At 74.8% G+C, this 22,822-nt stretch carries 16 protein-coding genes and 4 pseudogenes; 6 read left to right on the forward strand and 14 right to left on the reverse strand.

All coding sequences use genetic code 11. From position 1 onward, the window contains the following. The first annotated feature begins 9 nt into the window (after positions 1–9). Together cseB and cseC are read left to right on the forward strand one after the other, a co-directional pair. Positions 10–702, forward strand: a complete 693-nt coding sequence (gene cseB / locus LUW75_RS09980; RefSeq protein WP_250335287.1) for a two-component system response regulator CseB — start codon at positions 10–12, stop codon at positions 700–702. Positions 703–707: 5 nt separating this feature from the next. Next, the gene (gene cseC / locus LUW75_RS09985) at positions 708–2,036 is read left to right on the forward strand and encodes a two-component system sensor histidine kinase CseC (protein WP_250335288.1); all 1,329 of its coding nucleotides are present in this window, start codon (positions 708–710) and stop codon (positions 2,034–2,036) included. A 24-nt stretch (positions 2,037–2,060) separates the two neighbouring features. On the opposite strand, the gene LUW75_RS09990 is transcribed toward cseC, so the two are convergent. Next, the gene (locus LUW75_RS09990) at positions 2,061–2,747 is read right to left on the reverse strand and encodes a M23 family metallopeptidase (RefSeq protein WP_250335289.1); all 687 of its coding nucleotides are present in this window, start codon (positions 2,745–2,747) and stop codon (positions 2,061–2,063) included. A gap of 441 nt (positions 2,748–3,188) precedes the next feature. Between LUW75_RS09990 and dacB the strand changes: the two genes are divergently transcribed. Further along, positions 3,189–4,805 carry a D-alanyl-D-alanine carboxypeptidase/D-alanyl-D-alanine endopeptidase gene (dacB, locus tag LUW75_RS09995; RefSeq protein ID WP_250335290.1) on the forward strand — a complete coding sequence of 539 codons (1,617 nt, stop codon included), beginning with the start codon at positions 3,189–3,191 and terminating at the stop codon, positions 4,803–4,805. Between the two features lie 88 nt (positions 4,806–4,893). Here the strand turns inward: dacB and LUW75_RS10000 are convergent, their stop codons facing one another. Next, on the reverse strand, positions 4,894–7,416 hold the full coding sequence (locus tag LUW75_RS10000) for an ATP-dependent Clp protease ATP-binding subunit (protein ID WP_250335291.1): 2,523 nt from the start codon (positions 7,414–7,416) through the stop codon (positions 4,894–4,896). 427 nt (positions 7,417–7,843) lie between these two features. Between LUW75_RS10000 and LUW75_RS10005 the strand changes: the two genes are divergently transcribed. After that, complete coding sequence (locus LUW75_RS10005) at positions 7,844–8,443, forward strand: SCO3374 family protein (RefSeq protein WP_250335292.1); 600 nt, start codon at positions 7,844–7,846, stop codon at positions 8,441–8,443. 88 nt (positions 8,444–8,531) lie between these two features. On the opposite strand, the gene LUW75_RS10010 is transcribed toward LUW75_RS10005, so the two are convergent. The 9 genes and pseudogenes from LUW75_RS10010 to LUW75_RS10050 form a co-directional block, all read right to left on the reverse strand. After that, a complete protein-coding gene (locus LUW75_RS10010) occupies positions 8,532–8,873 on the reverse strand; it encodes a histone-like nucleoid-structuring protein Lsr2 (protein ID WP_250335293.1) in 342 nt (113 codons plus the stop codon). 146 nt (positions 8,874–9,019) lie between these two features. Next, a complete protein-coding gene (locus LUW75_RS10015; protein WP_462933714.1) occupies positions 9,020–9,631 on the reverse strand; it encodes an amino-acid N-acetyltransferase in 612 nt (203 codons plus the stop codon). A 543-nt stretch (positions 9,632–10,174) separates the two neighbouring features. Then, positions 10,175–10,487, reverse strand: a pseudogene (locus LUW75_RS10020) (BlaI/MecI/CopY family transcriptional regulator); the annotation flags it as partial. 140 nt (positions 10,488–10,627) lie between these two features. Further along, entirely contained in the window at positions 10,628–10,816 is a 189-nt protein-coding gene (locus LUW75_RS10025) for a hypothetical protein (RefSeq protein WP_250335294.1), read from the reverse strand. 455 nt (positions 10,817–11,271) lie between these two features. Continuing rightward, positions 11,272–12,078, reverse strand: a complete 807-nt coding sequence (locus LUW75_RS10030; protein ID WP_250335295.1) for a type III pantothenate kinase — start codon at positions 12,076–12,078, stop codon at positions 11,272–11,274. Between the two features lie 3 nt (positions 12,079–12,081). Continuing rightward, the gene (gene nadC, locus LUW75_RS10035) at positions 12,082–13,107 is read right to left on the reverse strand and encodes a carboxylating nicotinate-nucleotide diphosphorylase (protein WP_250335296.1); all 1,026 of its coding nucleotides are present in this window, start codon (positions 13,105–13,107) and stop codon (positions 12,082–12,084) included. Continuing rightward, a pseudogene (locus tag LUW75_RS10040) lies at positions 13,104–14,824 on the reverse strand (L-aspartate oxidase). Before LUW75_RS10040 ends, nadC begins: the two are co-directional and overlap by 4 nt. Continuing rightward, positions 14,821–15,765, reverse strand: coding sequence for a pantoate--beta-alanine ligase (gene panC / locus LUW75_RS10045; RefSeq protein WP_250337615.1), 945 nt, complete (start codon positions 15,763–15,765; stop codon positions 14,821–14,823). Before panC ends, LUW75_RS10040 begins: the two are co-directional and overlap by 4 nt. Positions 15,766–16,074: 309 nt before the next feature. Next, positions 16,075–17,020, reverse strand: a pseudogene (locus tag LUW75_RS10050) (Rossmann-like and DUF2520 domain-containing protein). A 158-nt stretch (positions 17,021–17,178) separates the two neighbouring features. Here LUW75_RS10050 and LUW75_RS10055 point away from each other — a divergent pair. Both LUW75_RS10055 and LUW75_RS10060 read left to right on the forward strand, forming a co-directional pair. Further along, entirely contained in the window at positions 17,179–18,450 is a 1,272-nt protein-coding gene (locus tag LUW75_RS10055; protein WP_250335297.1) for a threonine aldolase family protein, read from the forward strand. 557 nt (positions 18,451–19,007) lie between these two features. Then, positions 19,008–20,109: pseudogene (locus LUW75_RS10060) on the forward strand (DUF5937 family protein). Here LUW75_RS10060 and LUW75_RS10065 read toward each other — a convergent pair. The 3 genes from LUW75_RS10065 to LUW75_RS10075 form a co-directional block, all read right to left on the reverse strand. Continuing rightward, positions 20,106–20,711, reverse strand: a complete 606-nt coding sequence (locus LUW75_RS10065; RefSeq protein ID WP_250335298.1) for an AAA family ATPase — start codon at positions 20,709–20,711, stop codon at positions 20,106–20,108. The pseudogene LUW75_RS10060 and the gene LUW75_RS10065 sit on opposite strands and share 4 nt — an antisense overlap. Further along, complete coding sequence (locus LUW75_RS10070) at positions 20,711–21,391, reverse strand: response regulator transcription factor (RefSeq protein WP_250335299.1); 681 nt, start codon at positions 21,389–21,391, stop codon at positions 20,711–20,713. The genes LUW75_RS10065 and LUW75_RS10070 overlap by 1 nt, the downstream gene beginning before the upstream one ends. 186 nt (positions 21,392–21,577) lie before the next feature. After that, positions 21,578–22,780 carry a sensor histidine kinase gene (locus LUW75_RS10075; RefSeq protein ID WP_250335300.1) on the reverse strand — a complete coding sequence of 401 codons (1,203 nt, stop codon included), beginning with the start codon at positions 22,778–22,780 and terminating at the stop codon, positions 21,578–21,580. Between the last annotated feature and the right edge of the window lie 42 nt (positions 22,781–22,822).

The following is a 22,822-nucleotide window of genomic DNA, read 5'->3' on the forward strand; positions in this document are numbered from 1 at the left end:
GGGCGCGGTATGGCGCAGACGCACGTGCTGTTCGTCGAGGACGACGACGTCATCCGGGAGGCCACGCAGCTGGCCCTGGAGCGGGACGGCTTCTCGGTCACGGCGATGCCGGACGGGCTGTCCGGACTGGAGGCGTTCCGGGCGCGGCGGCCGGACATCGCGCTGCTGGACGTGATGCTGCCCGGCATGGACGGGGTCAGCCTGTGCCGCCGCATCCGGGACGAGTCGACCGCTCCGGTGATCATGCTCTCGGCGCGCGCGGACTCGATCGACGTGGTGCTGGGCCTGGAGGCGGGTGCGGACGACTACGTCACCAAGCCGTTCGACGGGGCCGTGCTGATGGCGCGCATCCGCGCCGTGCTGCGCCGCTTCGAGAACGCGGGAGGGGCGGCGGGCGCCGGGGACCGGGGCGGATGCGGGCCGCTGGCCTTCGGGGACCTGGAGGTCGACACCGAGGGCATGGAGGTCCGCCGGGGCGGGGCGCCGGTCGCGCTGACGCCGACGGAGATGCGGCTGCTGCTGGAGTTCTCGTCCGCGCCGGGCACCGTCCTGTCGCGGGACAGGCTGCTGGAACGCGTCTGGGACTACGGCTGGGGCGGTGACACGCGCGTGGTCGACGTCCACGTGCAGCGGCTGCGCGCCAAGGTCGGCCAGGACCGGATCGAGACGGTCCGCGGCTTCGGCTACAAGCTCAGGGCCTGACGCCGATGAGGCAGCCCGCACTGCGGACCGGCGTGCGGTGGAAGATCTCCGTCGCGATCGCCGCCGTCGGCGCCCTGGTCGCGCTCGCGCTCAGCCTCGTCGTCCACAACGCCGCCCGGGTGTCGATGCTCGACAACGCGCGCGAGGTGCAGATGGAGCGGCTGCTGTTCGCGCAGCGCGTGTACGAGGCGTCCAAGCCCAGGAAGCCGCGGTTCGGCACCGAGCTGAACGATCCCCGCCTCCCCCGGGAGCTGGGCCGGCTGACGGCGCGCAGGCACCGCGGTACGTACGTGGAGGAGCACGGGGACGGCACGCCGGACGTCTGGGCGGCGGTGCCGCTGGACAACGGCGATGTGCTGTCGCTGCGCACGCCGTTCGCGGGCCGCAGCGCGACGGTGATGCGGCGGTTGGACGAGGCGCTGGTCGTCGGCTCGGTGTCGGTCGTGCTCGCCGGCTCGGCGCTGGGCGTGCTGATCGGCGGCCAGCTGTCGCGGCGGCTGCGCAAGGCGGCCGCCGCCGCGGGGAGGGTGGCGCAGGGCAACACGGACGTGCGGGTGCGGGAGGCCGTCGGCGGGGTCGTGCGCGACGAGACGGACGAGCTGGCGCGGGCGGTGGACGCCCTGACGGACGCCCTGCACGAGCGGATCGAGGCGGAGCGGCGGGTCACCGCGGACATCGCGCACGAGCTGCGCACCCCGGTCACGGGCCTGCTGACGGCCGCCGAGCTGCTGCCGCCCGGCCGGCCGAGCGAGCTGGTGCGGGACCGGGCGCGGGCGATGCGCACCCTGGTCGAGGAGGTGCTGGAGGTGGCCCGGCTGGACAGCGCGTCGGAGCGGGCCGAGCTCCAGGAGATCGCGCTCGGCGAGTTCGTCGGCCGCCGGGTGGCGCTGCTGAACCCGGACGCGGTGGTGCGGGTGGTGCACGAGTCGCGGGTGAGCACCGACCCGCGCAGGCTGGAGCGCATCCTCGGCAACCTGCTGTCCAACGCCGTCAAGTACGGCGGGCCGCCGGTGGAGGTGACGGTCGAGGGCCGGGTGGTGCGGGTGCGGGACCACGGTCCCGGTTTCCCGGAGGCACTGCTGCGGGAGGGGCCGAGCCGGTTCCGCACGGGCGCGAGCGACCGGGGCCGCGCGGGCGCCGGCCACGGACTGGGGCTGACGATCGCGGCCGGCCAGGCGCGGGTGCTGGGCGCCCGGCTGACCTTCCGCAACGCCGCCGCGCCGGACGGCACCGCCCCGGGGGTGGGCGGTGCCGTCGCGGTGCTGTGGCTGCCGGACCACGCTCCGACGGACACGGGGAGCTTCCCGGTGATCCGGTTCCCGGCGGAGGACTGAACCGCGGGGGAGCGCCCGGACGGATCAGAAGGAGACGCCCTCGGTGCGCAGGAACTTCGCCGGGTTGACGGCGGAGCCGTAGTTCGGCGTCGTGCGGATCTCGAAGTGCAGGTGGGGGCCGGAGGAGTTGCCGGTGTTGCCGGACCGGGCGATGGACTGGCCGGTCCTCACCTTCGAGCCGATCGACACGTTGATCTTCGAGAGGTGGGCGTACTGCGAGTAGGTGCCGTTGGCGTGCCTGATCACGATGGCGTTGCCGTACGCCGGGCCGTCGCCGCCGCCGTTGGGGCCGGCCTTGACGACGGTGCCGCCGTGGACGGCCTTCACCGGGGTGCCGACCGGGACGGCGAAGTCCTGGCCGGAGTGCTTGTGCGACCACATGGCGCCGCCCTGGTTGTAGCTGGCGGTCAGGGTGTAGCGGGTGACCGGCTTGACCCAGCCGACGGCCTTGACGGCCTTCCCGGCGGCGGCCGCCTTCTTCGCGGCGGCCTTGACGGCCTTCGCCTTGGCGGCCTGGGCGGTCTTGGCGGCGGCCTGGGCCTGGGCCTCGGCCTGGGCGGCGACGGCGGCGGCGGTGTCCATGGCGAGCGGAGCCTCGGCCCCGGCCGCGACGGCCGACGCACCTGCTCCGAACACCGTGGCGACTCCCATGCCGGCGGCGGCGAGGGCGACGGCGGCGTTGCGGGTGGAGTGCTTGGCGCGCTGCGACATACGAGGTGAACCTCCGAGCTAGGGGCGGGAACCGGCCCGAGGCGAGCGACGCGCCGGGCTTCGGTCATCCTTGGTACCGGCTTCTCCCGACATGTCTCAAACGCCGGTTCTACGACGCGGAGTCGTAGTGTTCGACGTGTGACGCGGACACTTGACGTCTCGGTCGATTCCGTCACCACCCCTGGGATATACACCCGAAAAGGGCATCCATCCCGTATCCCCAAGGCAGGTGGGCGCCGTCGCCCCCGCACCGGCGCACATTCGACCCCCGCGCGCCGGTCTTTCGCACCACCCGCCCCCCTCATGCCCACCCGGACGGGAGATCGACATGCGGAGAAACTCACTATTCCTCGTAGTACATCCGAATTGACCTGTGCGCATCGTCACGGAGGGCGGGTCCGCCTTCTTCCGGAACGCCCCCTGCTTCGGGATCCTCCGGCCATGGGACCCGTGACGCGCACCACGCAGACGCGCAAGACCCCCGCCACCCGAGCCACCGCGCTCGGCCTCGCCGCGCTCCTCCTCTGGGCCGCCCAGGGCCTGGCCGGCGCACCCGCCGGCGCCGGGCCGTCCGACACCGGCCTCAAGGGCGCCGTGGACGCGATCCTCGCCGACCCACGCCTCGACGGGGGCGCCGCCGGGGTCGTCGTCGCCGACGCCTCCACCGGCGCCGCGCTGTACCGGCGCGACGGCGACGACCGCCTCGTACCCGCCTCCAACACCAAGATCCCCACGTCCGCGGCGGCCATGGCGCTCCTCGGCCCGGACCACCGGTTCCGCACCGAGGTGCTGGCCACCGGCCGCCTGGACTCCGGCGTCCTCCACGGCGACCTCCACCTGCGCGGCACCGGCGACCCCACCACCCTCGCCGCCGACTACGACCGGCTCGCCGCGCGCGTGGCCGCCGCCGGTATCCGCCGGGTCACCGGCCGCCTCGTCGCCGACGACACCCGCTTCGACGCGAACCGGCTGGGCCGTTCCTGGGCCGCGGACGACGAGTCCTCGTACTACTCGGCGCAGATCTCCGCCCTCACCCTCGCCCCGGACACGGACTACGACTCCGGCACCGTCATCGTCGAGGCCTCCCCCGCCGGCGCCCCGGGACGGCGCCCCGCCGTCACGCTCACCCCGCGCAACGACCACGTCCGCGTCGACAACCGCGCCACCACCGTCGGCGCCGGCCGCCCGGACACGCTCACCGTCGAGCGCGCCCACGGCACCAACACCCTCGTGGTCCGTGGCGGGATCCCGGTCGGGGCCTCCCCCGTCCGGGAGTGGGTCGCCGTCGACGACCCGACCGGGTACGCGACCGCCGTCTTCGCGGACGCGCTGGCCGCCCGCGGCATACGGGTCGAGGGCCCCACCCGGCTCGGGGTGAGGACCCCGGCGTCGGCCAGGCCGGTGGCGGTGCACGAGTCCATGCCGCTGAAGCGGCTGCTGCACCCGCTCATGAAGCTCTCCAACAACATGCACGCCGAAGCCCTCGCCAAGGCGGTCGGGTACGAGGTCTCGGGCAGCGGGAGCTGGGAGGCCGGCCTCGCCGCCGTCGGCGCGTACCTGCGGGAGGAGGGCGTCGACACGGCCGGGCTGCGCCAGGCCGACGGCTCGGGCCTGTCCCGGATGAACCTCTTCCCGGCCGCTCGCCTCGCCGAGCTGCTCCTCGCCGTCCAGGACGCCCCCTGGTACGCCGACTGGTACGCCTCCCTGCCGGTGGCCTGCGACCCGGACCGCATGGTCGGCGGCACGCTGCGGAAGCGGATGTGCGGCACCCCCGCGGCCCTGAACGCCCGCGGCAAGACGGGCACCCTGACCGGCGCCTCGGCCCTCTCCGGGTACGTCACGGACGCGGCCGGCCGCCGACTCGTCTACAGCGTGGTCCTCAACAACCACCTGGCGGCGTCGGTCAAGGACGTCGAGGACGCCGTCGTGGTGACCCTCGCCTCCTCCGACACGGCGCGGGGCCGGATCACCGGGCCGGCCCCCTCCCCCGAACGGCGCGCGGCCCCGCCGGGAGCCGCGCTCGAGTGCAGTTGGCGGAAGCCCGGGGCGTCCTGCTGAGGGACGGCGCACGAAGGGCCCGCCCCGGACCGTGGGTGTCACGGTCCGGGGCGGGCCCCGGCTCACCGCCGCGCGGCGGCGTCGCGCGTCAGGCGTCCTTGGAGAGGTTCGGCCCGCCGCCGGCCGCCTCGATCGGCGGAGCGTCCGGCAGGGCCGTCTTCTCCTCGCCGCGGAAGGTGAACTTCTTCTCCTCGCCCTCGCCCTCGGTGTCCACGACCACGATGTGACCGGGGCGCAGCTCGCCGAAGAGGATCTTCTCCGACAGCACGTCCTCGATCTCGCGCTGGATCGTCCGGCGGAGCGGACGGGCGCCCAGCACCGGGTCGTAGCCCTTCTTCGCCAGGAGGATCTTCGCGTCGCCGCTGAGCTCCAGGCCCATGTCGCGGTCCTTCAGGCGCTCGTCCACCTTGGCGACCATCAGGTCGACGATCTGGATGATGTCTTCCTGGCTGAGCTGGTGGAAGACGACGGTGTCGTCGACGCGGTTCAGGAACTCGGGGCGGAAGTGCTGCTTCAGCTCCTCGTTGACCTTCGCCTTCATCCGGTCGTAACCGGTCTTGACGTCGCCCTGGGCGGCGAAGCCCAGGTTGAAGCCCTTCGAGATGTCCCGGGTCCCGAGGTTGGTCGTCATGATGATGACCGTGTTCTTGAAGTCCACGACCCGGCCCTGGGAGTCGGTCAGGCGGCCGTCCTCCAGGATCTGCAGCAGGGAGTTGAAGATGTCGGGGTGGGCCTTCTCGACCTCGTCGAAGAGGACGACGGAGAACGGCTTGCGGCGCACCTTCTCGGTGAGCTGGCCGCCCTCCTCGTAGCCCACGTACCCGGGCGGGGAGCCGAAGAGGCGGGACACGGTGTGCTTCTCGCTGAACTCCGACATGTCGAGCGAGATCATCGCGTCCTCGTCGCCGAAGAGGAACTCGGCGAGCGTCTTGGACAGCTCGGTCTTACCGACGCCGGACGGGCCGGCGAAGATGAACGAGCCGCCGGGGCGCTTCGGGTCCTTCAGGCCGGCCCGCGTACGGCGGATGGCCTGCGACAGGGCCTTGATGGCGTCCTTCTGGCCGATGACGCGCTTGTGGAGCTCGTCCTCCATGCGGAGCAGGCGGGAGGACTCCTCCTCCGTCAGCTTGAAGACCGGGATGCCGGTGGCGGTGGCGAGGACCTCGGCGATCAGCTCGCCGTCGACCTCGGCGACGACGTCCATGTCGCCGGCCTTCCACTCCTTCTCCCGCTTGGCCTTGGCGGCCAGGAGCTGCTTCTCCTTGTCTCGGAGCGACGCGGCCTTCTCGAAGTCCTGCGCGTCGATCGCGGACTCCTTGTCCCGGCGGACGGAGGCGATCTTCTCGTCGAACTCGCGGAGGTCCGGCGGCGCGGTCATCCGGCGGATGCGCATCCGGGAACCGGCCTCGTCGATCAGGTCGATCGCCTTGTCCGGCAGGAAGCGGTCGGAGATGTACCGGTCGGCCAGCGTGGCCGCCTGGACCAGCGCCTCGTCCGTGATGGACACCCGGTGGTGCGCCTCGTACCGGTCGCGCAGGCCCTTGAGGATCTCGATCGTGTGCGGCAGCGACGGCTCGGCGACCTGGATCGGCTGGAAGCGGCGCTCCAGCGCGGCGTCCTTCTCCAGGTACTTGCGGTACTCGTCGAGCGTGGTGGCGCCGATGGTCTGGAGCTCGCCGCGGGCGAGCATCGGCTTCAGGATCGACGCGGCGTCGATGGCGCCCTCGGCGGCGCCCGCACCCACCAGGGTGTGGAGCTCGTCGATGAACAGGATGATGTCGCCGCGCGTGCGGATCTCCTTGAGGACCTTCTTCAGGCGCTCCTCGAAGTCACCGCGGTACCGGGAGCCGGCGACCAGCGCGCCGAGGTCCAGGGTGTAGAGGTGCTTGTCCTTGAGGGTCTCGGGCACCTCGCCCTTGACGATGGCCTGCGCCAGGCCCTCGACGACCGCCGTCTTGCCGACGCCGGGCTCGCCGATGAGGACCGGGTTGTTCTTCGTGCGGCGGGACAGCACCTGCATGACCCGCTCGATCTCCTTCTCGCGCCCGATGACCGGGTCGAGCTTGGACTCGCGGGCCGCCTGGGTGAGGTTCCGGCCGAACTGGTCGAGGACCAGGGACGTCGAGGGCGTGCCCTCGGCGGGACCGCCGGCGGTGGCCGCCTCCTTGCCCCCGGAGTAACCGGAGAGCAGCTGGATGACCTGCTGGCGCACCCGGTTGAGGTCGGCGCCGAGCTTCACGAGGACCTGGGCGGCGACGCCCTCGCCCTCGCGGATCAGGCCGAGCAGGATGTGCTCGGTGCCGATGTAGTTGTGGCCGAGCTGAAGGGCCTCGCGGAGCGACAGCTCCAGCACCTTCTTGGCACGGGGCGTGAAGGGGATGTGACCGGACGGGGCCTGCTGGCCCTGGCCGATGATCTCCTCCACCTGCTGGCGGACCGCCTCGAGCGAAATCCCGAGGCTCTCCAGGGCCTTAGCGGCGACACCCTCACCCTCGTGGATCAGGCCCAGGAGGATGTGCTCGGTGCCGATGTAGTTGTGGTTGAGCATCCGGGCTTCTTCCTGAGCCAGGACGACAACCCGCCGCGCGCGGTCGGTGAACCTCTCGAACATCGTTAATCGCTCCTCAGAGCGGTCAGGCAGTAAGGGGTCGGTCCCCTCCCTGTCCTTCCGCAGCTTAGTCCCGCAAGCGGGGACCGCTCATTCCAACTGCCGACACCCGTCGATGGCCTCCTGACCCGAACGCCGACAACTGCTCCAACCCGATGGTGCGAGACGATGTTCCCGCAGGCCAGGCAGATACCCGTACCGGCAGTACGCCGATGGCGAACGTGAAACGTCCGCGCCCGCGTGTCGTCCCTCCCACTAGGCATGTCTTACCCGCGGACGGCGGCGGTCCATGCGGCGGACCCCCACCGCCTCAGCTACGGGCGAACACCCTTGCGCCGCGGCCCGCCACCGTAGGCTCCGGGAGCCTCGCACCGGGTGACGCTTCCCCCACCCCACGTGACTTCGGGCGGCCTCCGGGAGTTCCCCCGGCATGGCCGCGACCGTTCCCGCTTCCCGCGCGCCCCTGGCCGGACACCGGCCGGGCGGGTCGCCCGTGGCGCGGTGGTACGAGGAGGAGCTGGGCTGGACCACGACCGGCGGATCGCCGGTACGGCTGCCGACCGGGCTCCGCTTCGACGTCCTCGACCTCCCCGCCCCCGCCGGGCTCGCCGTGGTGCGACGGGTGCGCGGCGACTGGCCCGTCGCGGTCGCCGGGCGGCGGGCGCGCATCCTCGTGGCCGCGGGGAGCGCCGGGGAGCTCCCCGGCCTCCTCGACTGGCTCGAGTGGGGCGGGGTCGGCCTGGACCTGGCCGCCCGGGGAGCGGGCGGCCGGATGACCGCCCCCGTCCCTCCGGGGTGGGACGCGTCCGGCGCGCCCGGTGGCGCGGTGTGGCTGCGGCCGCCCGACCCGGGCCGCGAGGTGGAGGCCACGCTCGTGGGACTCCCGGGTGCCGCGGGGCGCGCGGGGGTCCCGGACGGCTCCGGACTCGTACGGCTCGTCGCCGCGGCGGCGGTCGAGTGCCACCGGGCCGGACTGCTCGCCGCCGGAGCCCGCGACCGCACCCGGAGCCGGGGCGCCGCCCGGGGGTGAGGGCGCCCGGGGCCGGGTCACCGGCGCGGGCGGTGGGGTCGCCCGCGCGGGCGGGGCGGGCGGCGGCCGGGGATCAGGAGGCCGCCGTTCAGCGGTTGGCGTCCTCGTACGCCTGCTTGATCTCGGCCGGCACGCGACCGCGGTCGTTCACGTTGTAGCCGTTCTCCTTGGCCCACGCGCGGATCTTCGCGGTGTCCGGGCTGCCGCCGGCGGCAGCGGCGGCACGACCCTTGCCGCGGCCGCCCGCGGTGCGGCCACCGGTGCGCCGCCCGCTCTTGGTGTACGGCTCGAGCAGGGAACGCAACTTGTCCGCGTTGGCGGCGGTGAGGTCGATCTCGTAGGTCTTGCCGTCCAGAGCGAACGTCACCGTCTCGTCCGCCTCGCCGCCGTCGAGGTCGTCGACAAGAAGGACCTGAACCTTCTGTGCCACCGGATTTCCTTTCATCGAAAATAGCAGTACGCGGAAAGGAAACCGCCTTTCTCCGGAAAACACAAACCCTCGGGGCGAGGTTCCCGACCACGAGGGCACGGGAAACATGTGCGATTCGGACATAGGGATCGGATCCAGCGGGGCGGTCACAGGTGCAGAAGCATCCGACTGTTACCCAAGGTGTTCGGCTTCACCCGTTCGAGACCGAGGAACTCGGCGACGCCCTCGTCATAGGAACGCAGTAGCTCGCTGTAGACGTCTCCGTCGACGGGCGTCTCGCCGATCTCGACGAAGCCGTGCTTGGCGAAGAAGTCCACTTCGAAGGTGAGGCAGAATACCCGGCGCACTCCGAGCCAGCGGGCGGTCTGCAGCAACTTGCCCAGCACCTGGTGGCCGACACCGGCGCCCTTGAAGTCGGGGTCGACGGCGAGCGTGCGGACTTCGGCGAGGTCTTCCCACATCACGTGGAGCGCGCCGCACCCCACGACGGTCGCGTCCTCGTCCCGTTCGGCCACCCAGAACTCCTGGACGTCCTCGTAAAGCGTCACGGTCGCTTTGTCGAGAAGGATGCCCCGGGCGACGTACGGATCGACGAGGCGGCGCACGGACGGGACGTCGGCGGTCCGCGCGCGGCGGACGGTGACGGCTCTCCCCGGGCGTTCCCCGGCTGCTGCGGGGAGGGCGGGGGCGGCGCGGCGGGGTCGGGCGTGGAGGGCATGGCTGCGAACGCTACCGCCGCGTACCGCCCGGCCCGCCACCGCCCTCGCCCGCGGCGCCTCCGGCCCCTCCTCCCGCGGGGCGCGGGGCGCCGGCCCGCGGGCCGCCCGGGGCGGGGGTGCCGGGGCCTCCGGCCTCCGGCGCTCCGCTGGCGGGCCCCCCGGGGCGGCGGGCCGGCCGGGGCCGTCGCCGGCGGACGGCACGGGGCCGGGCGGCACCGGTCCGGGGGCGGGAGGGGAGGTCCCGGGGGTGGCCCGCGGGTCCTCCCCGGGGGGGCCGGGCGGTGTCCCCGGGGGCGCTTTGCGGAGTCGTACCGCCGAATCCGTCCGCCGGGCTTTCCACGGGGCGTTCGGCGTCGCTTTGCGGGCCGGTGGACGCAGTGGCGCTTCCGGAGTGCCCTTGGCCCGTTCCCCGGCCGGCGCTTTCGTCCGCACGGGGGGCGCCGACGTCCGAAGCGGCGCCCCGCGCCGGTGCATTCGGGGGTTCTCCCGGTGCGGAGGGGGAGGTTTTTCCGGCGGTTTCGCGTTCCGGCGGCGCGGTGCCTTCCGGCACTCCGGCTGTTCCTTCCGGAGTGCCGCGCCGGGCGATGCGGATCGCGTCGTTGAGCGCTTCCCGCTGCTCGGGTGACATCATGCCGAAGAAGGCGACGAGTGCGGCGGCCGGGTTGTCGCTCCGCGACCATGCTTCGTTCATCAGTGCGGCCGAGTACGCCGCCCGCGTGGACACCGCCGTATATCGATAGGCCCGCCCGACGACTTCTCTCCGCACCCAGCCCTTCTGGTGGAGATTGTCCAGCACGGTCATGACCGTGGTGTAGGCGATGGACCGCTCCCTCTGGAGATCCTCCAGGACTTCCCGGACGGTGACCGGGCGGTTCCATTGCCAGACGCGCGTCATGACGGCGTCCTCCAGCTCTCCCAATTGACGGGGCACACCGCCACCATAGTGGGAGTTATCCGACTGAACGGCTATTGACATAGCAAAGAGGACGTACGGCGCGCTCCGCGCCGTACGTCCTCCGAGCGGCCCTCAGGGGGTCACGCCCTGGCCGGCCCCGAGGGACCCTCGGGGAGACCCTCGGCCTCGGCGCGCGCGAACGCCGCGTCGACGGCCGCGTCCTCCTTGGACTTGTTCGGGCCGCCCTGGCTCTTGACGATCGTCACCACGATCGCGGCGAAGAAGGCGGCCATCACCACGGGCGGAAGGAGCGCGGATACGTAGTCCATGGCACCCAGCCTAGCCAGCCCGCGCCCGGTACCCCGACGGGGGCGGGGCCGGGGGGCGCCGGGGTGGGAAGACCTCGGACGGCTTGGGCACCGGACGCCCCGCGGGGGCGGGGGCGGGCGGTTTGGGCGGCCGCGGCCTCCCCGGCTCCTCCGGCGCCCCTCCGCCGGCCGGGCCGCACGGAGCGGGGACGGCCGGGGGGCGCGGGGCGGAGCGGGCCGGGCGGCGCGGGGCGGGGCCGCCGCGGGGCGCCTCACCGCCGGGCGGGGCCGGGCGCGGAGTACGCCCCGGGGCTCGCGGCCCACCGGGGCCGGACGCCGGGCCGCCTCGTGGCCCGTGGGGCGTGAGCACGGTGACGACCGTACGCGCGAACAGGACGAATCGGATGGACGGGCGGTGCCGGGCGCGTTCGGCCCCCGCGCCGCTCCGGAACCGCGCCCGGTCCCCGCCCGAACGCTCACATGCGGAAGGCGTTCCGCTCGTACACCAGGCGGAGCCCGATCAGCGTCAGCCACGGCTCGTGCTCGTCGATCGCCCTCGCCTCGCTCAGCACCATCGGGGCCAGCCCGCCCGTCGCGATGACCGTCACGTCGGCGGGGTCGCCGTCCGGGCCGACCAGTTCCCTCCGCATGCGCTCGACCACCCCGTCGGCCTGGCCGGCGAAGCCGTACAGGATGCCCGACTGCATCGCCTCGACCGTGTTCTTGCCGATCACCCCGCGCGGCCGCGTCACCTCGATCTTGCGGAGCTGGGCGCCCCGCACGCCGAGCGCCTCGACGGAGATCTCGATACCGGGGGCGATCACCCCGCCGAGGTACTCGCCGCGCGCGCTGACCGCGTCGAACGTCGTCGCCGTACCGAAGTCGACGACGATCGCCGGGCCGCCGTACAGCTCGACCGCCGCCAGCGAGTTGACGATCCGGTCGGCGCCGACCTCCTTGGGGTGGTCGGTCAGGATCGGCACCCCCGTCTTGATGCCGGGCTCCACGAGCACCGCGGGCACGTCCCCGTAGTAGCGCCGGGTCACCTCGCGCAGCTCGTGCAGCACGGACGGGACCGTGGAGCAGATCGCGATGCCCTCGATGCCGTCGCCCAGCTCCACGCCGAGCAGCGGGTGCATGCCCATCAGGCCCTGGAGGACCACCGCCAGTTCGTCGGCGGTGCGGCGGGCATCGGTGGAGATCCGCCAGTGCTCGACGATCTCCTCGCCGTCGAAGAGGCCGAGGACGGTGTGGGTGTTGCCGACATCGATGGTGAGGAGCATCCGTCAGCCCCGGGCCTCTCGCAGGTCGAGGCCGATGTCGAGGATCGGCGAGGAGTGGGTCAGGGCGCCCACCGCGAGGTAGTCCACACCGGTCGCGGCGTACGCGGCGGCGTTCTCCAGGGTGAGCCGGCCCGACGACTCCAGGACGGCGCGGCCCGCGACGAGCGCGACGGCCTCCTCGGTCTGGGCGGGCGTGAAGTTGTCCAGGAGGATCAGGTCGGCGCCCGCCTCGAGGACCTCGCGGACCTGGTGGAGGGTGTCCACCTCGACCTCGATCGGCACGTCGGGGAACCGCTCCCGCACGGCCTTGAACGCCTGGGCCACGCCGCCCGCCGCGACCACGTGGTTGTCCTTGACCAGCGCGGCGTCGGAGAGCGACATGCGGTGGTTGGCGCCGCCGCCGCAGCGCACGGCGTACTTCTCCAGGGCGCGCAGGCCGGGAGTGGTCTTGCGGGTGTCGCGGACCTTCGCCCGGTGGCCCTCCAGGGCGTCCGCCCACGCACGCGTGGCGGTGGCGATGCCGGAGAGGCGGCACATGACGTTGAGGGCGCTGCGCTCGCCGGTCAGCAGGTCCCGGGTGCGGGTGGTGACGGAGAGGAGCTTCTGGCCCGCCTCGACGCGGTCGCCGTCCAGGACGTGCCGCTCGACCTCGAACTCGTCGGTGCAGACGATCGACAGCACCGCCTCGGCGACGTGGACGCCGGCGACCGTGCCCGCCTGGCGCGCGGTGAAGTCCGCCGTGGCGACCGCGGACTCGGGGACCGTCGCCACCGTGGTGACGTCCACGCCGCCGTCCAGGTCCTCCTCGATCGCACGGTACGCGAGGTCCTCGACGAGGACCGGGTCGAGCCCCGAAGCGGCGAGGAGCTCGGCGAGCGCCGGGTCGAGCCCGCACTCGTACGCCTCGTCGTCCCCCGGGCCGGCCGCGCAGCCGCAGCCGTCGCCGCAGCCGCCGCCCGCCCGGGCGGGCGCCCCGGCGCCGGGCGGGAGGACGTCCACGGGCTGCGGGTGTTCTTCGGGCGTGGTCATGCGTGCTGCTCCCTGCGGACGGCTGCCTGTTCGGCGGGCTGGATGGTCGGGGGGAAGTCTTGGGCACCGGTCGTGCGGACGTCCAGGCTGCGGTCCGGGCGGAGGCGTACGACGAGGTGGCGGCGCCAGGCGGCGTCGTCCCGGTCGGGGTGGTCCTCGCGCCAGTGGCAGCCGCGGGTCTCCTCGCGGCGGCGGGCCGCGGCGACCAGGACGCGGGCGACGCACAGGAGGTTGGTGGTCTCCCAGGACTCGACGCCGGGTTCGGCCGTCTTGTGGCCGCCCCCTCGCCGCCGAGGGCCTCGCGGTGGATGGCGTCCAGCCGCCCGGCCGCCTCCGCGAGGCTGTCGGCGGAACGCAGGACGCCGGCGCCGAGCGTCATCACGTGCTGCACGCGCGCGCGGACGGCCGGGTCGAGCAGCGGCAGGACGCGCGGCGCGGGGTGCGCGGCGGGATCGGCCGCCCGCGCCCCCCGGGCGGCGGCCGCGATGTCGTCGGCGATGCGCTCCGCGAAGACCAGGCCCTCCAGGAGGGAGTTCGAGGCGAGCCGGTTCGCGCCGTGGACGCCGGTGCAGGCCACCTCCCCGCACGCGTACAGGCCCGGCACGGTCGTGCGGCCGCTGAGGTCGGTGCGGACGCCGCCGGAGGCGTAGTGGGCGGCGGGGGCGACCGGGATGGGCTCCGTCACCGGGTCGAAGCCGTGCCTGCGGCACGCGGCGAGGATGGTGGGGAAGCGGGACGCCCACATCTCGGCGCCGAAGTGGCGGGCGTCGAGGTACATGTGGGCGGCGCCCTGCTCGCGCATCCGCCGGATGATGCCCTTGGCGACGACGTCGCGCGGGGCCAGCTCGGCGAGTTCGTGCCGCCCGACCATGAACCGGACGCCGTCCGCGTCGACCAGGTGGGCGCCCTCGCCGCGTACCGCCTCGGAGACCAGCGGCTGCTGGCCCTCCGCCCCCGGGCCGAGGAAGAGGACGGTGGGGTGGAACTGGACGAACTCCAGGTCGCTGACCTCGGCGCCGGCGCGCAGGGCGAGCGCGACGCCGTCACCGGTGGAGACCGCCGGATTGGTGGTGGCGGAGAAGACCTGGCCCATGCCGCCGGTGGCGAGGACGACCGCCGGGGCGTGGACGGCGCCCACGCCGTCGTGCCGGCCCTCGCCCATGACGTGCAGGGTCACGCCCGCCGCACGGCCGTCGACATCGGTGAGGAGGTCGAGGACGAGCGCGTTCTCGACGGTGCGGACGGCTCGCTCGCGGACCGCGTCGACGAGGGCCCGGGAGATCTCGGCACCCGTCGCGTCCCCGCCCGCGTGCGCGATGCGGCGGCGGTGGTGGCCGCCCTCCCGGGTCAGCTCGATGGTGCCGGAGGCGTCCGTGTCGAACCGGGCGCCGGTCGCGATGAGGCGGCGCACCGCGTCGGGGCCCTCGGTGACCAGCGCGCGGACCGCCTCCTCGTCGCACAGGCCGGCGCCCGCGACGAGGGTGTCCCCCATGTGCTGCTCCGGGGTGTCGCCGTCGCCGATGGCGGCGGCGATGCCGCCCTGCGCCCAGCGGGTGGACCCGTCGTCGAGGCGGGCCTTGGTCACGACGACCGTACGGAGTCCGGCCGCCGTGCAGCGCAGGGCCGCGGTCAGCCCGGCGACGCCGGAGCCCACGACGACCACGTCGGCGTCGATGGCCCAGCCGGGCGCCGGGGCCTGCAGTCGTATGCCGGTCATGAGGGGGCTCCGAAGGTCAGGGGCAGGTTGTCGATCAGCCGGGTGGTGCCGACCCGGGCGGCGACGAGGAGGACCGCGTCCCCGGTGTGGTCGTCGGGGACCTCGGTGAAGTCGGCCGGGTCCACGAGGGCGAGGTAGTCGAGGCGGAGCGGCGGCTTCTCCTCCGCGGCCTCGTCCAGGACGGCCCGGGCGGCGGCGCGGACCGCGTCGGCGCCGCCGCCCGGGCCGTGCTGGGCCGCCTGGGCGACGGCGTGGGCGTCGGCCGCCGCGCGGGACTCGCCGATCCGGGACAGGGCCTCGGCGCGGCTGGGCGGTGCGGGCAGGGTCGCGGCACGCGCGCGCAGCGCCTGCTGGGCGGCGAGCCGGTCCCGGGCGGCGAACAGCGCGGCGGACAGGGCGAGCGCGGTGCGGCGCTCCCGGGCCGACAGGTAGCGGTTGCGGCTGGACAGGGCCAGGCCGTCGGGCTCCCGGACGGTGGGCACGCCGACGATCTCCACGCGGAACGCCAGGTCGTGCACCATGCGCCGGATCAGGGCCAGCTGCTGGGCGTCCTTCTGACCGAAGAACGCCACGTCGGGGCGGGTGAGGTGGAGCAGCTTGGCGACGACCGTCAGCATGCCGTCGAAGTGGCCGGGCCGGGAGGCGCCCTCCAGCCGCCGTCCCATGGGACCGGCGGAGACGCGCACCTGCGGCTCGCCCCCGGGGTACACCTCCTCCACGGAGGGCGCGAACACGACGTCGGCACCGGCCGCCCCGGCGACCCGCACGTCGGCGTCGAGGGTGCGGGGATAGCGGTCGAGGTCCTCCCCCGCCCCGAACTGCAGCGGGTTGACGAAGACGGTGACGACGACGAGCCCGTCCCGGCCGACCCGCTCCCGCGCGGTCCGCACCAGCGTGGCGTGGCCGTCGTGGAGCGCGCCCATGGTCATGACGACGGCGATCCGGGGGCGGGGGCCGGCCGGGGCCGCCTGGGCGGGGGCCGGGGCCGGCCGGGGGCCGGGCGGACGTGGTCGGCGGGTTCGACGCGGTCGGCGGGGCCGAGGGAGCCGGCGAAGCCGACGGGGTCGGAGGGGCGGACGGGCCCGGCGGGGTCGCAGAGGCCGGGGCGGCGGGCGGGGCCGGCGAGGCCGAAGGGGCGGACGGGGTCCGGTCCAGGAGCCGGTCCAGTGCCTCGCGGGTGTGGACGAGCGCGACACCGGGGCGGCCGCCCGGAGCCCCGCCGGACGCCCTGGCAGCGTGTGACGACGGACTCATCGGCCGGTGTCTCCTTCCGGGCCTTCGGTGCCGGGGCGTCCTCCGCCGGCGGGTCCCGCGGCGAGGACCCCGAGCAGGGCCTCCGCGAGCTCGGGCTTGAGCAGACCGTGCGCGAGGGCCCGGTCGGCGGTCGAGCGGGCCATCGCCAGGTACCCGGCGACCGTGGCCGGGGCGTGCTTGCGCAACTCCGCGACGTGCGCGGCGACCGTACCGGCGTCACCGCGGGCGACGGGCCCGGTCAGGGCGGCGTCGCCGGACCGCAGCGCGTTGTCGAGGGCGGCGCCGAGGAGTGGGCCGAGCATCCGGTCGGGTGCGCCCACCCCGGCCCGGCGGAGCAGCTCCATCGACTGGGCCACCAGGGTGACGAGGTGGTTGGCGCCCAGGGCGAGGGCCGTGTGGTAGAGGGGGGCGGGCCTCCTCGGCGATCCACTCGGGCTCGCCGCCCATCTCGATGACGAGCGCCTCGGCGGCCAGGCGCAGCTCGTCGGGGGCGGTCACCCCGAAGGAGCACCCGGCGAGCCGCTGGACGTCGACGCCGGTACCGGTGAACGTCATGGCGGGGTGCAGGGCGAGCGGCAGGGCGCCGACCCGGCGGGCGGGATCGAGTACGCCGACGCCGTACCGGCCGGAGGTGTGGACGAGGAGCTGCCCGGGCCGTACGGCACCGGTCCCGGCGAGGCCCTCGACCAGACCGGGCAGGACGTCGTCGGGGACGGTCAGCAGAACCAGCTCGGCCCGCTCCAGCACCTGGGCGGGCGGGACGACGGGCACCCCGGGCAGCAGCTCGGCGGCGCGCCGCCGGGACGCGTCGGACACACCGGAGACGGCGACCGGGCGGTGTCCGGCGAGCCGCAGGGAGGCGGCCAGGGCGGGCCCGACCCGGCCGGCGCCCACGACGCCTACGGCGAGCCTGGCGGGGCGGGGTTCTGCTGGTGGGTTCACGGGGCGACGGCCTTCCGTTCCAGTCCTCGGCGGGTACCGGACGATTTTTCGTCATGCTACGCCAGCGTTTGCCGCCGCTTCCGCACCGTCCACAGGCCGCCCCCGCCCGGTCCGATGATCCCACGTGGCTGTGGACGACGCGTGGGCATGATCGGAGCATGAACGATGCGATGGGTGATGACGGCGGCCTCCTCGGACGAGAGGACGGGACGGCGGCGGAGCGACGGGGAGCGCCGGAGGACGCGGCGCGCGGGAAGGAGGCGGAGGCCCGGGACGGGGAGGCCGCGCAGCGGCGGCGCCGGGTCGCGGCGTGGCGGGCGGCCGGCCGGCTGCTGCACCGGTCGTCGACGGAGGCGACACCGGGCGAGTGGCTCGCGGTGCTGGCCGCCGAGGGGCCGTCGGTGTACGACCTGGACGCGAACGTCGACGTGTACGGGGACGGGATCGTCGGGCACCTGGAGCGGCGGGTGGCGGAGCTGCTCGGGTTCCCGGCGGGGGTGTTCTTCCCCACCGGGACGATGGCGCAGCAGGTGGCGCTGCGGTGCTGGGCGGGGCGCACCGGCAACCGGGTCGTGGCGCTCCACCCGCTGGCCCACCCCGAGGTGCACGAGCGGGGCGCGCTCGGGGCGTTGAGCGGGCTGCGGACGGTCCATCCGACGCGTGCCGGCCGGCCGCCGACCGCGGACGAGGTGCGGGCGGTGGAGGAGCCGTTCGGGACGCTGATGCTGGAACTGCCGCTACGGGACGCGGGGTTCGTGCTGCCCGCGTGGGAGGAACTGGAGGGGGTGGTGGAGGCCGCCCGGGAGCGGGACGCGGTGGTGCACTTCGACGGCGCGCGGATGTGGGAGACGACGGCGCACTTCGGACGGGACCTGCCGGAGATCGCGGGCCTGGCGGACAGCGTGTACGTGTCCTTCTACAAGTCTCTGGGCGGGCTGTCCGGAGCGGCGCTGGTGGGGCCCGAGTCGTTCGCGGAGGAGGCGCGGGCGTGGCGCCACCGGTACGGGGGCAACGTGTTCCAGCAGCACCCGGTGGCGCTGGCGGCCCTGCTGGGCCTGGAGCGGGAGCTGCCGAGACTGCCGTCGTACGTGGCGGGAGCGCGGAGGGTGGCGGCCGCGGTGCGGGAGGGGTTCGAGGCGGCGGGGCTGCCGTGGTTCCGGGTGCACCCGGAGGTGCCGCACACGCACGAGTTCCAGGTGTGGCTCCCGTACCCGCCGGAGGTCCTGTCGGAGGCGGCCGTCCGCCAGGCCGAGGAGACGGGGACGGCCCTCTTCCGGCGCTGGTCCGAGGGGAGGCCGGGTGGTGTGCCCGGCGTCGCGATGACCGAGGTGACGGTCACGGCACCGGGGCTGGAGTGGACGGCGGACGACGTGAGGGAGGCCGTGCTGGAGTTCATGGGGTCGGTGCACCGGGTGATACGGGAGGGGTGAGCGGCGGACGCTCGGGGCGCGGGGCTGCTCCGCGGTGCCGGCCCGGGAGGAGCCGGACGCCCGGAGCGGGCCGGTCCACGGAGCGGTGGGCCGCGTCGGGCGGCGGGGCCGAGGCGGTCCCCGCCGCCCGACGGGCTCGTCGGACGGGTCGGGCGGCGGGCGGCGGGCGGCGGTGGTGAGGCGAGCCGCGTGGGACGACGGACGCCTGACACGCCGTACTGATCGGCGCAGGGGGCGGGCGGCGGACGCCTGGGGCGGGCCGCCCGGATGCCGGGACGGACCGCCCGGCGCAGCGCGCCGCCCGGCGGGGGGTGCCGCCCGGCAGGGGGTGCCGCCGGGGCGCGTACGCGGAACCGCGCCGCGACCGGGGAGGCGCCGGGAGCGCGGCCGCGATCGCGGTCACCACCGGAAGCGCGGTCGCGGCTGGGGATGTGGCCGCGGTCGCGGTCGCGGCCGGGATGCGTCCGAGGGGGCCGTGGCCGCGGGCGCGCCGATCGACGAGGGCCGTCAAGCGACCGTCCCCTCCCTCCGGCGCACCGCACCATGGGGGCGTGAGTGTGACGATAGACATCACGGGCCTGCCGCCCGAGCGGCTCGACTTCGCGATCTCGCCCCTCGCCGAGCTGGGAGTGGCTCTGCACGCCCTGGCCGAGCCGGCGCACCACCCGGGGCTGCACGGGTGGGCGACGGCCACGACGGCGGGCCTCAAGCCCGACCTGGCCGATCGGCTCCACGAGGCGAACTTCCTGTGGACGGTGACGCTCTCCGACGTGTTCCAGCCGTACGCCGGGCTGCGGGGCCGGGACGGGCGGCCGGGCGCGACGCTCGCGGAGGAGCTGGACCTGCTGGACCGGTTGGACGAGGAGCGGTTCGTCACGGCGGCGCTGGAGTTCAGCTGTTCCGCGTCGTACCCGGCCGGTGAGCCGGTGCGCCCCGCCCGCGTACTGGAGCTGGCCGCCAACCGGGGGGCCCCGGCAGCTGGACTTCACCCGCCGGCTGCTCGACGACCCGAGCGGGGTCCGGGCGTGGCTGCGGCGCCTGTTCGAGGACTGCGACCAGGCGTTCTTCGCGGACACCTGGCGACGGGTCGGACCGGGGCTGGCGGCCGACGCGCGGGAGAAGGGCGAACTGCTGCGCCGCAGGGGCCTGGCCGAGACGGTCCGCGCGGTCTCCCCGGCGGTCGCGGTCGAGGAGGAAGGGGGGCGGCGGCGCATCCGGGTGGACAAGATGGCGCACGGCCGGACGACGGCGGTGGACCCGGCGGTCGGGGTCGGGGTGACGTTCGTGCCGACCAGCTTCGGCTGGCCGCACCTGCTGGTGCTGCACGCGCCGGGCTGGCGGCCGGTCGTGCAGTACCCGGTCGGCGCGCCGTCCGTACCGGGGCCGGCGCCGGTGGAGCTGCTGCAGCGGCGCATGAGGGCGCTGGCCCACCCCCTGCGGATGCGGCTGTGCCGGCGGCTGGCCCGCGGTTCGTGCACGACCAGCGAACTGGCCGACACGCACGGGATCACCCTGCCGGAGGTCTCCCGGCACCTGTCGGTGCTGAGGAAGGCCGAACTGGTGACGGTCCGCCGCCGGGGCCGCTACGTGCTGCACCAGCTGGACGTGGCGGCGGTGGCGCGGATCGGCGGCGACTTCCTGGAGACGGTGCTGCGCTAGCCCAGCCTGATGTGGCGCAGCCCGACCGCGGCGCGGCGCAGCCGGTGCCGGAGCGGCCCGTGGGTGTCGGGCAGCGGGCGCAGTCCGGCCCGGGCGGCCACGGCGTCGGCGACCTGCGGGACGGTCAGCCGGTCGGTGTGGACGTGGTGGGCGAACTCGGGACGGGAGAGCCGCTCCAGGCAGTGGTCGAGGCGGGCGACGGCGAAGCTCTCCCGTTTCAGCCCGCGCCCCAGCCCGCGCTCGGTCAGCCGCCGCAGGACGGTCTCGCGCCGCGCGAGCAGCGCGAAGTGGTGCACCTCGTGGCCGTCGTCGCGCAGCCTGCCGACGATCTCGTCGAAGTGGCCCGGCTCGACGAGGGTCATCGGCGCGATGACCGGCCCGGCGCCGTGGCGGCGCAGGACCAGGTCGAGCACCTCGTGGACGCCCTGCCGCCAGGCCCGCAGGTCCTGGAAGTCGCCGCGCAGCGGGCGCGGGGTCATGCGGTGCAGGCCGAAGCCGACTTCCTCCGGGTCGCACACGACGCTTCCGGGCAGGCGGCGGTGGAGTTCGTGGGCGGTCTGGGTCTTGCCGCCGCCGAAGGGGCCGTTGAGCCACAGCAGCATCAGGACGGCCTCCCGCCGCCGGCGCGGACCAGGCCGGTCTCGTAGGCGAGGACGACGACCTGGACGCGGTCGCGGAGCTCCAGTTTGGTGAGGATGCGGCCGACGTGGGTCTTGACGGTCGCCTCGGAGAGGACGAGGCGGGCGGCGATCTCGCCGTTCGACAGTCCCTGGGCGACGAGGAGGGTGACCTCGCGCTCGCGGTCGGTGAGCCGGGACAGCGCCTTGTGCTCCGACCCCGGGCCGGTGGTGCTGGGCAGCATCGGGGAGAACCGGTCCAGGAGCCGGCGGGTCGTGGAGGGCGCGACCACCGCGTCACCGCTGTGGACGGCGCGGATCGCGGCGAGGAGCTCGCCGGGCGGCACGTCCTTGAGCATGAACCCGCTGGCCCCCGCCTTCAGCCCGGAGAAGGCGTACTCGTCCAGGTCGAAGGTGGTCAGGATGAGGACGCGGGGCGCGCCGGGCCCGGCGCAGATGCGGCGGGTGGCCTCCACCCCGTCGAGCTTCGGCATGCGGACGTCCATGAGCACCACGTCGACCGGTGTCGACTTCAGCACCTGCAGGGCCTCCACCCCGTCGCCGGCCTCCGCCACCACCTCCATGTCCGGCTGGGCGGCCAGCACCATGCGGAAGCCGGTGCGCAGCAGCACCTGGTCGTCGACGAGCATCAGACGGATCGTCATGTCTGGGTCCTGTTCCTGACGGGAGGGGTCGGGGTCGTGTCGGGGACTTGCCGGGGCCTGGGCCGGGACCTGGGCCGGGGCCGGGGCCGGGACCGCGGTCTCGCGGGGCCGGGGGCCGGGGTCCCACGGGCAGGCGGCCGGAGGCGCGCGCGACGCGGTGGAGCGCGGCCGGACGGGGCGGGGCCCTCACCGGTGGGCGGGTTTCAGGGGGAGCAGCGCGCTGATCCGGAAGCCCCCGCCCGGGCGCGGGCCGGCGTCCAGGGTGCCGCCGACCATGCCGACCCGCTCGCGCATGCCGATCAGGCCGTGCCCCCTGCCGTCGGCGCCGCCGTCCACGCACGTCTCGTGCGCCGCGCCCCGGCCGTCGTCCTCGACGAGCAGCCCGAGGCCGTCGTCGAAGTACGTCAGCCGCACGCGCGCGCCGGCGTCCGGACCGCCGTGCTTGCGGGTGTTGGTGAGGGCCTCCTGGACGATGCGGTACGCCGTGAGCTCCACCCCGGTGGGCAGCCGCCGCGGGGTGCCCTCGACCCTGAAGTCGACGGGAAGGCCGGCGGTGCGGACCTGCTCGACGAGGTCCCCGATCTGCTGCACGTCCGGCTGCGGGACGTACTGCCCCGCCTCCTCCGGCTCGCCGGTCCGCAGGATGCCGAGCAGCCGACGCATCTCCGCGAGGGCCTGGCGGCCGGTGGAGGAGATGGTCTCCAGCGCCTGCCGCGCCTGGTCCGGCGCGGCGTCGAGGACGTAGGCGGCGCCGTCCGCCTGGACGACCATGACGGAGACGTTGTGGGCGACCACGTCGTGGAGTTCCCGCGCGATGCGGGCCCGCTCTGCGGCGACCGCCACCTTGGCCCGCGCCTCCCGCTCCCGCTCCAGCCGGTCCGCGCGCTCCTCCAGCTGGGCCAGGTAGGCGCGGCGGGTGCGCATCGAGTCGCCGAGCACCCAGGCGAGCACGAACGGCACCGACATCACGACGGTGAAGAACGCCTGCCCGGCGGCGGAGACGTTCTGCATCGGCCACCGCAGCTGCGAGAGGGTCGCCGCGCACGCCCCGCCGACCAGGGCGAGCCGCGACGCCCAGCGCGGCCCGTCGTGGGCGGCGACGCTGTAGACGGCGACGAGCATCGCGAAGTCGGCCGGGTTGGGCGGGAGGTCCACCAGGAGCTGTACGCCCCCGAGGGCCACGGCCAGCAGCAGCATCGCCTCCGGTGCGCGGCGGCGCAGCGCCACGACCGGACCGAACGCCAGGACGACCGCGGCGGCCACCGGCCCGTCCGGCCCGGCCTCCGGGACCGACCACACCCACAGGACGGAGAAGCCGGACAGCATCACCGCCCAGGAGCTGTCGACGCCCGTGGGGTGCCTGCGGAGGAAGTCGTAGAGGCGCTGCACGTAGCAAGGGTAGGGAGACCGGGCAGCCGCGCGGGTCAGCCG

Source organism: Streptomyces sp. MRC013, from assembly GCF_023614235.1.
GTDB lineage: Bacteria > Actinomycetota > Actinomycetes > Streptomycetales > Streptomycetaceae > Streptomyces.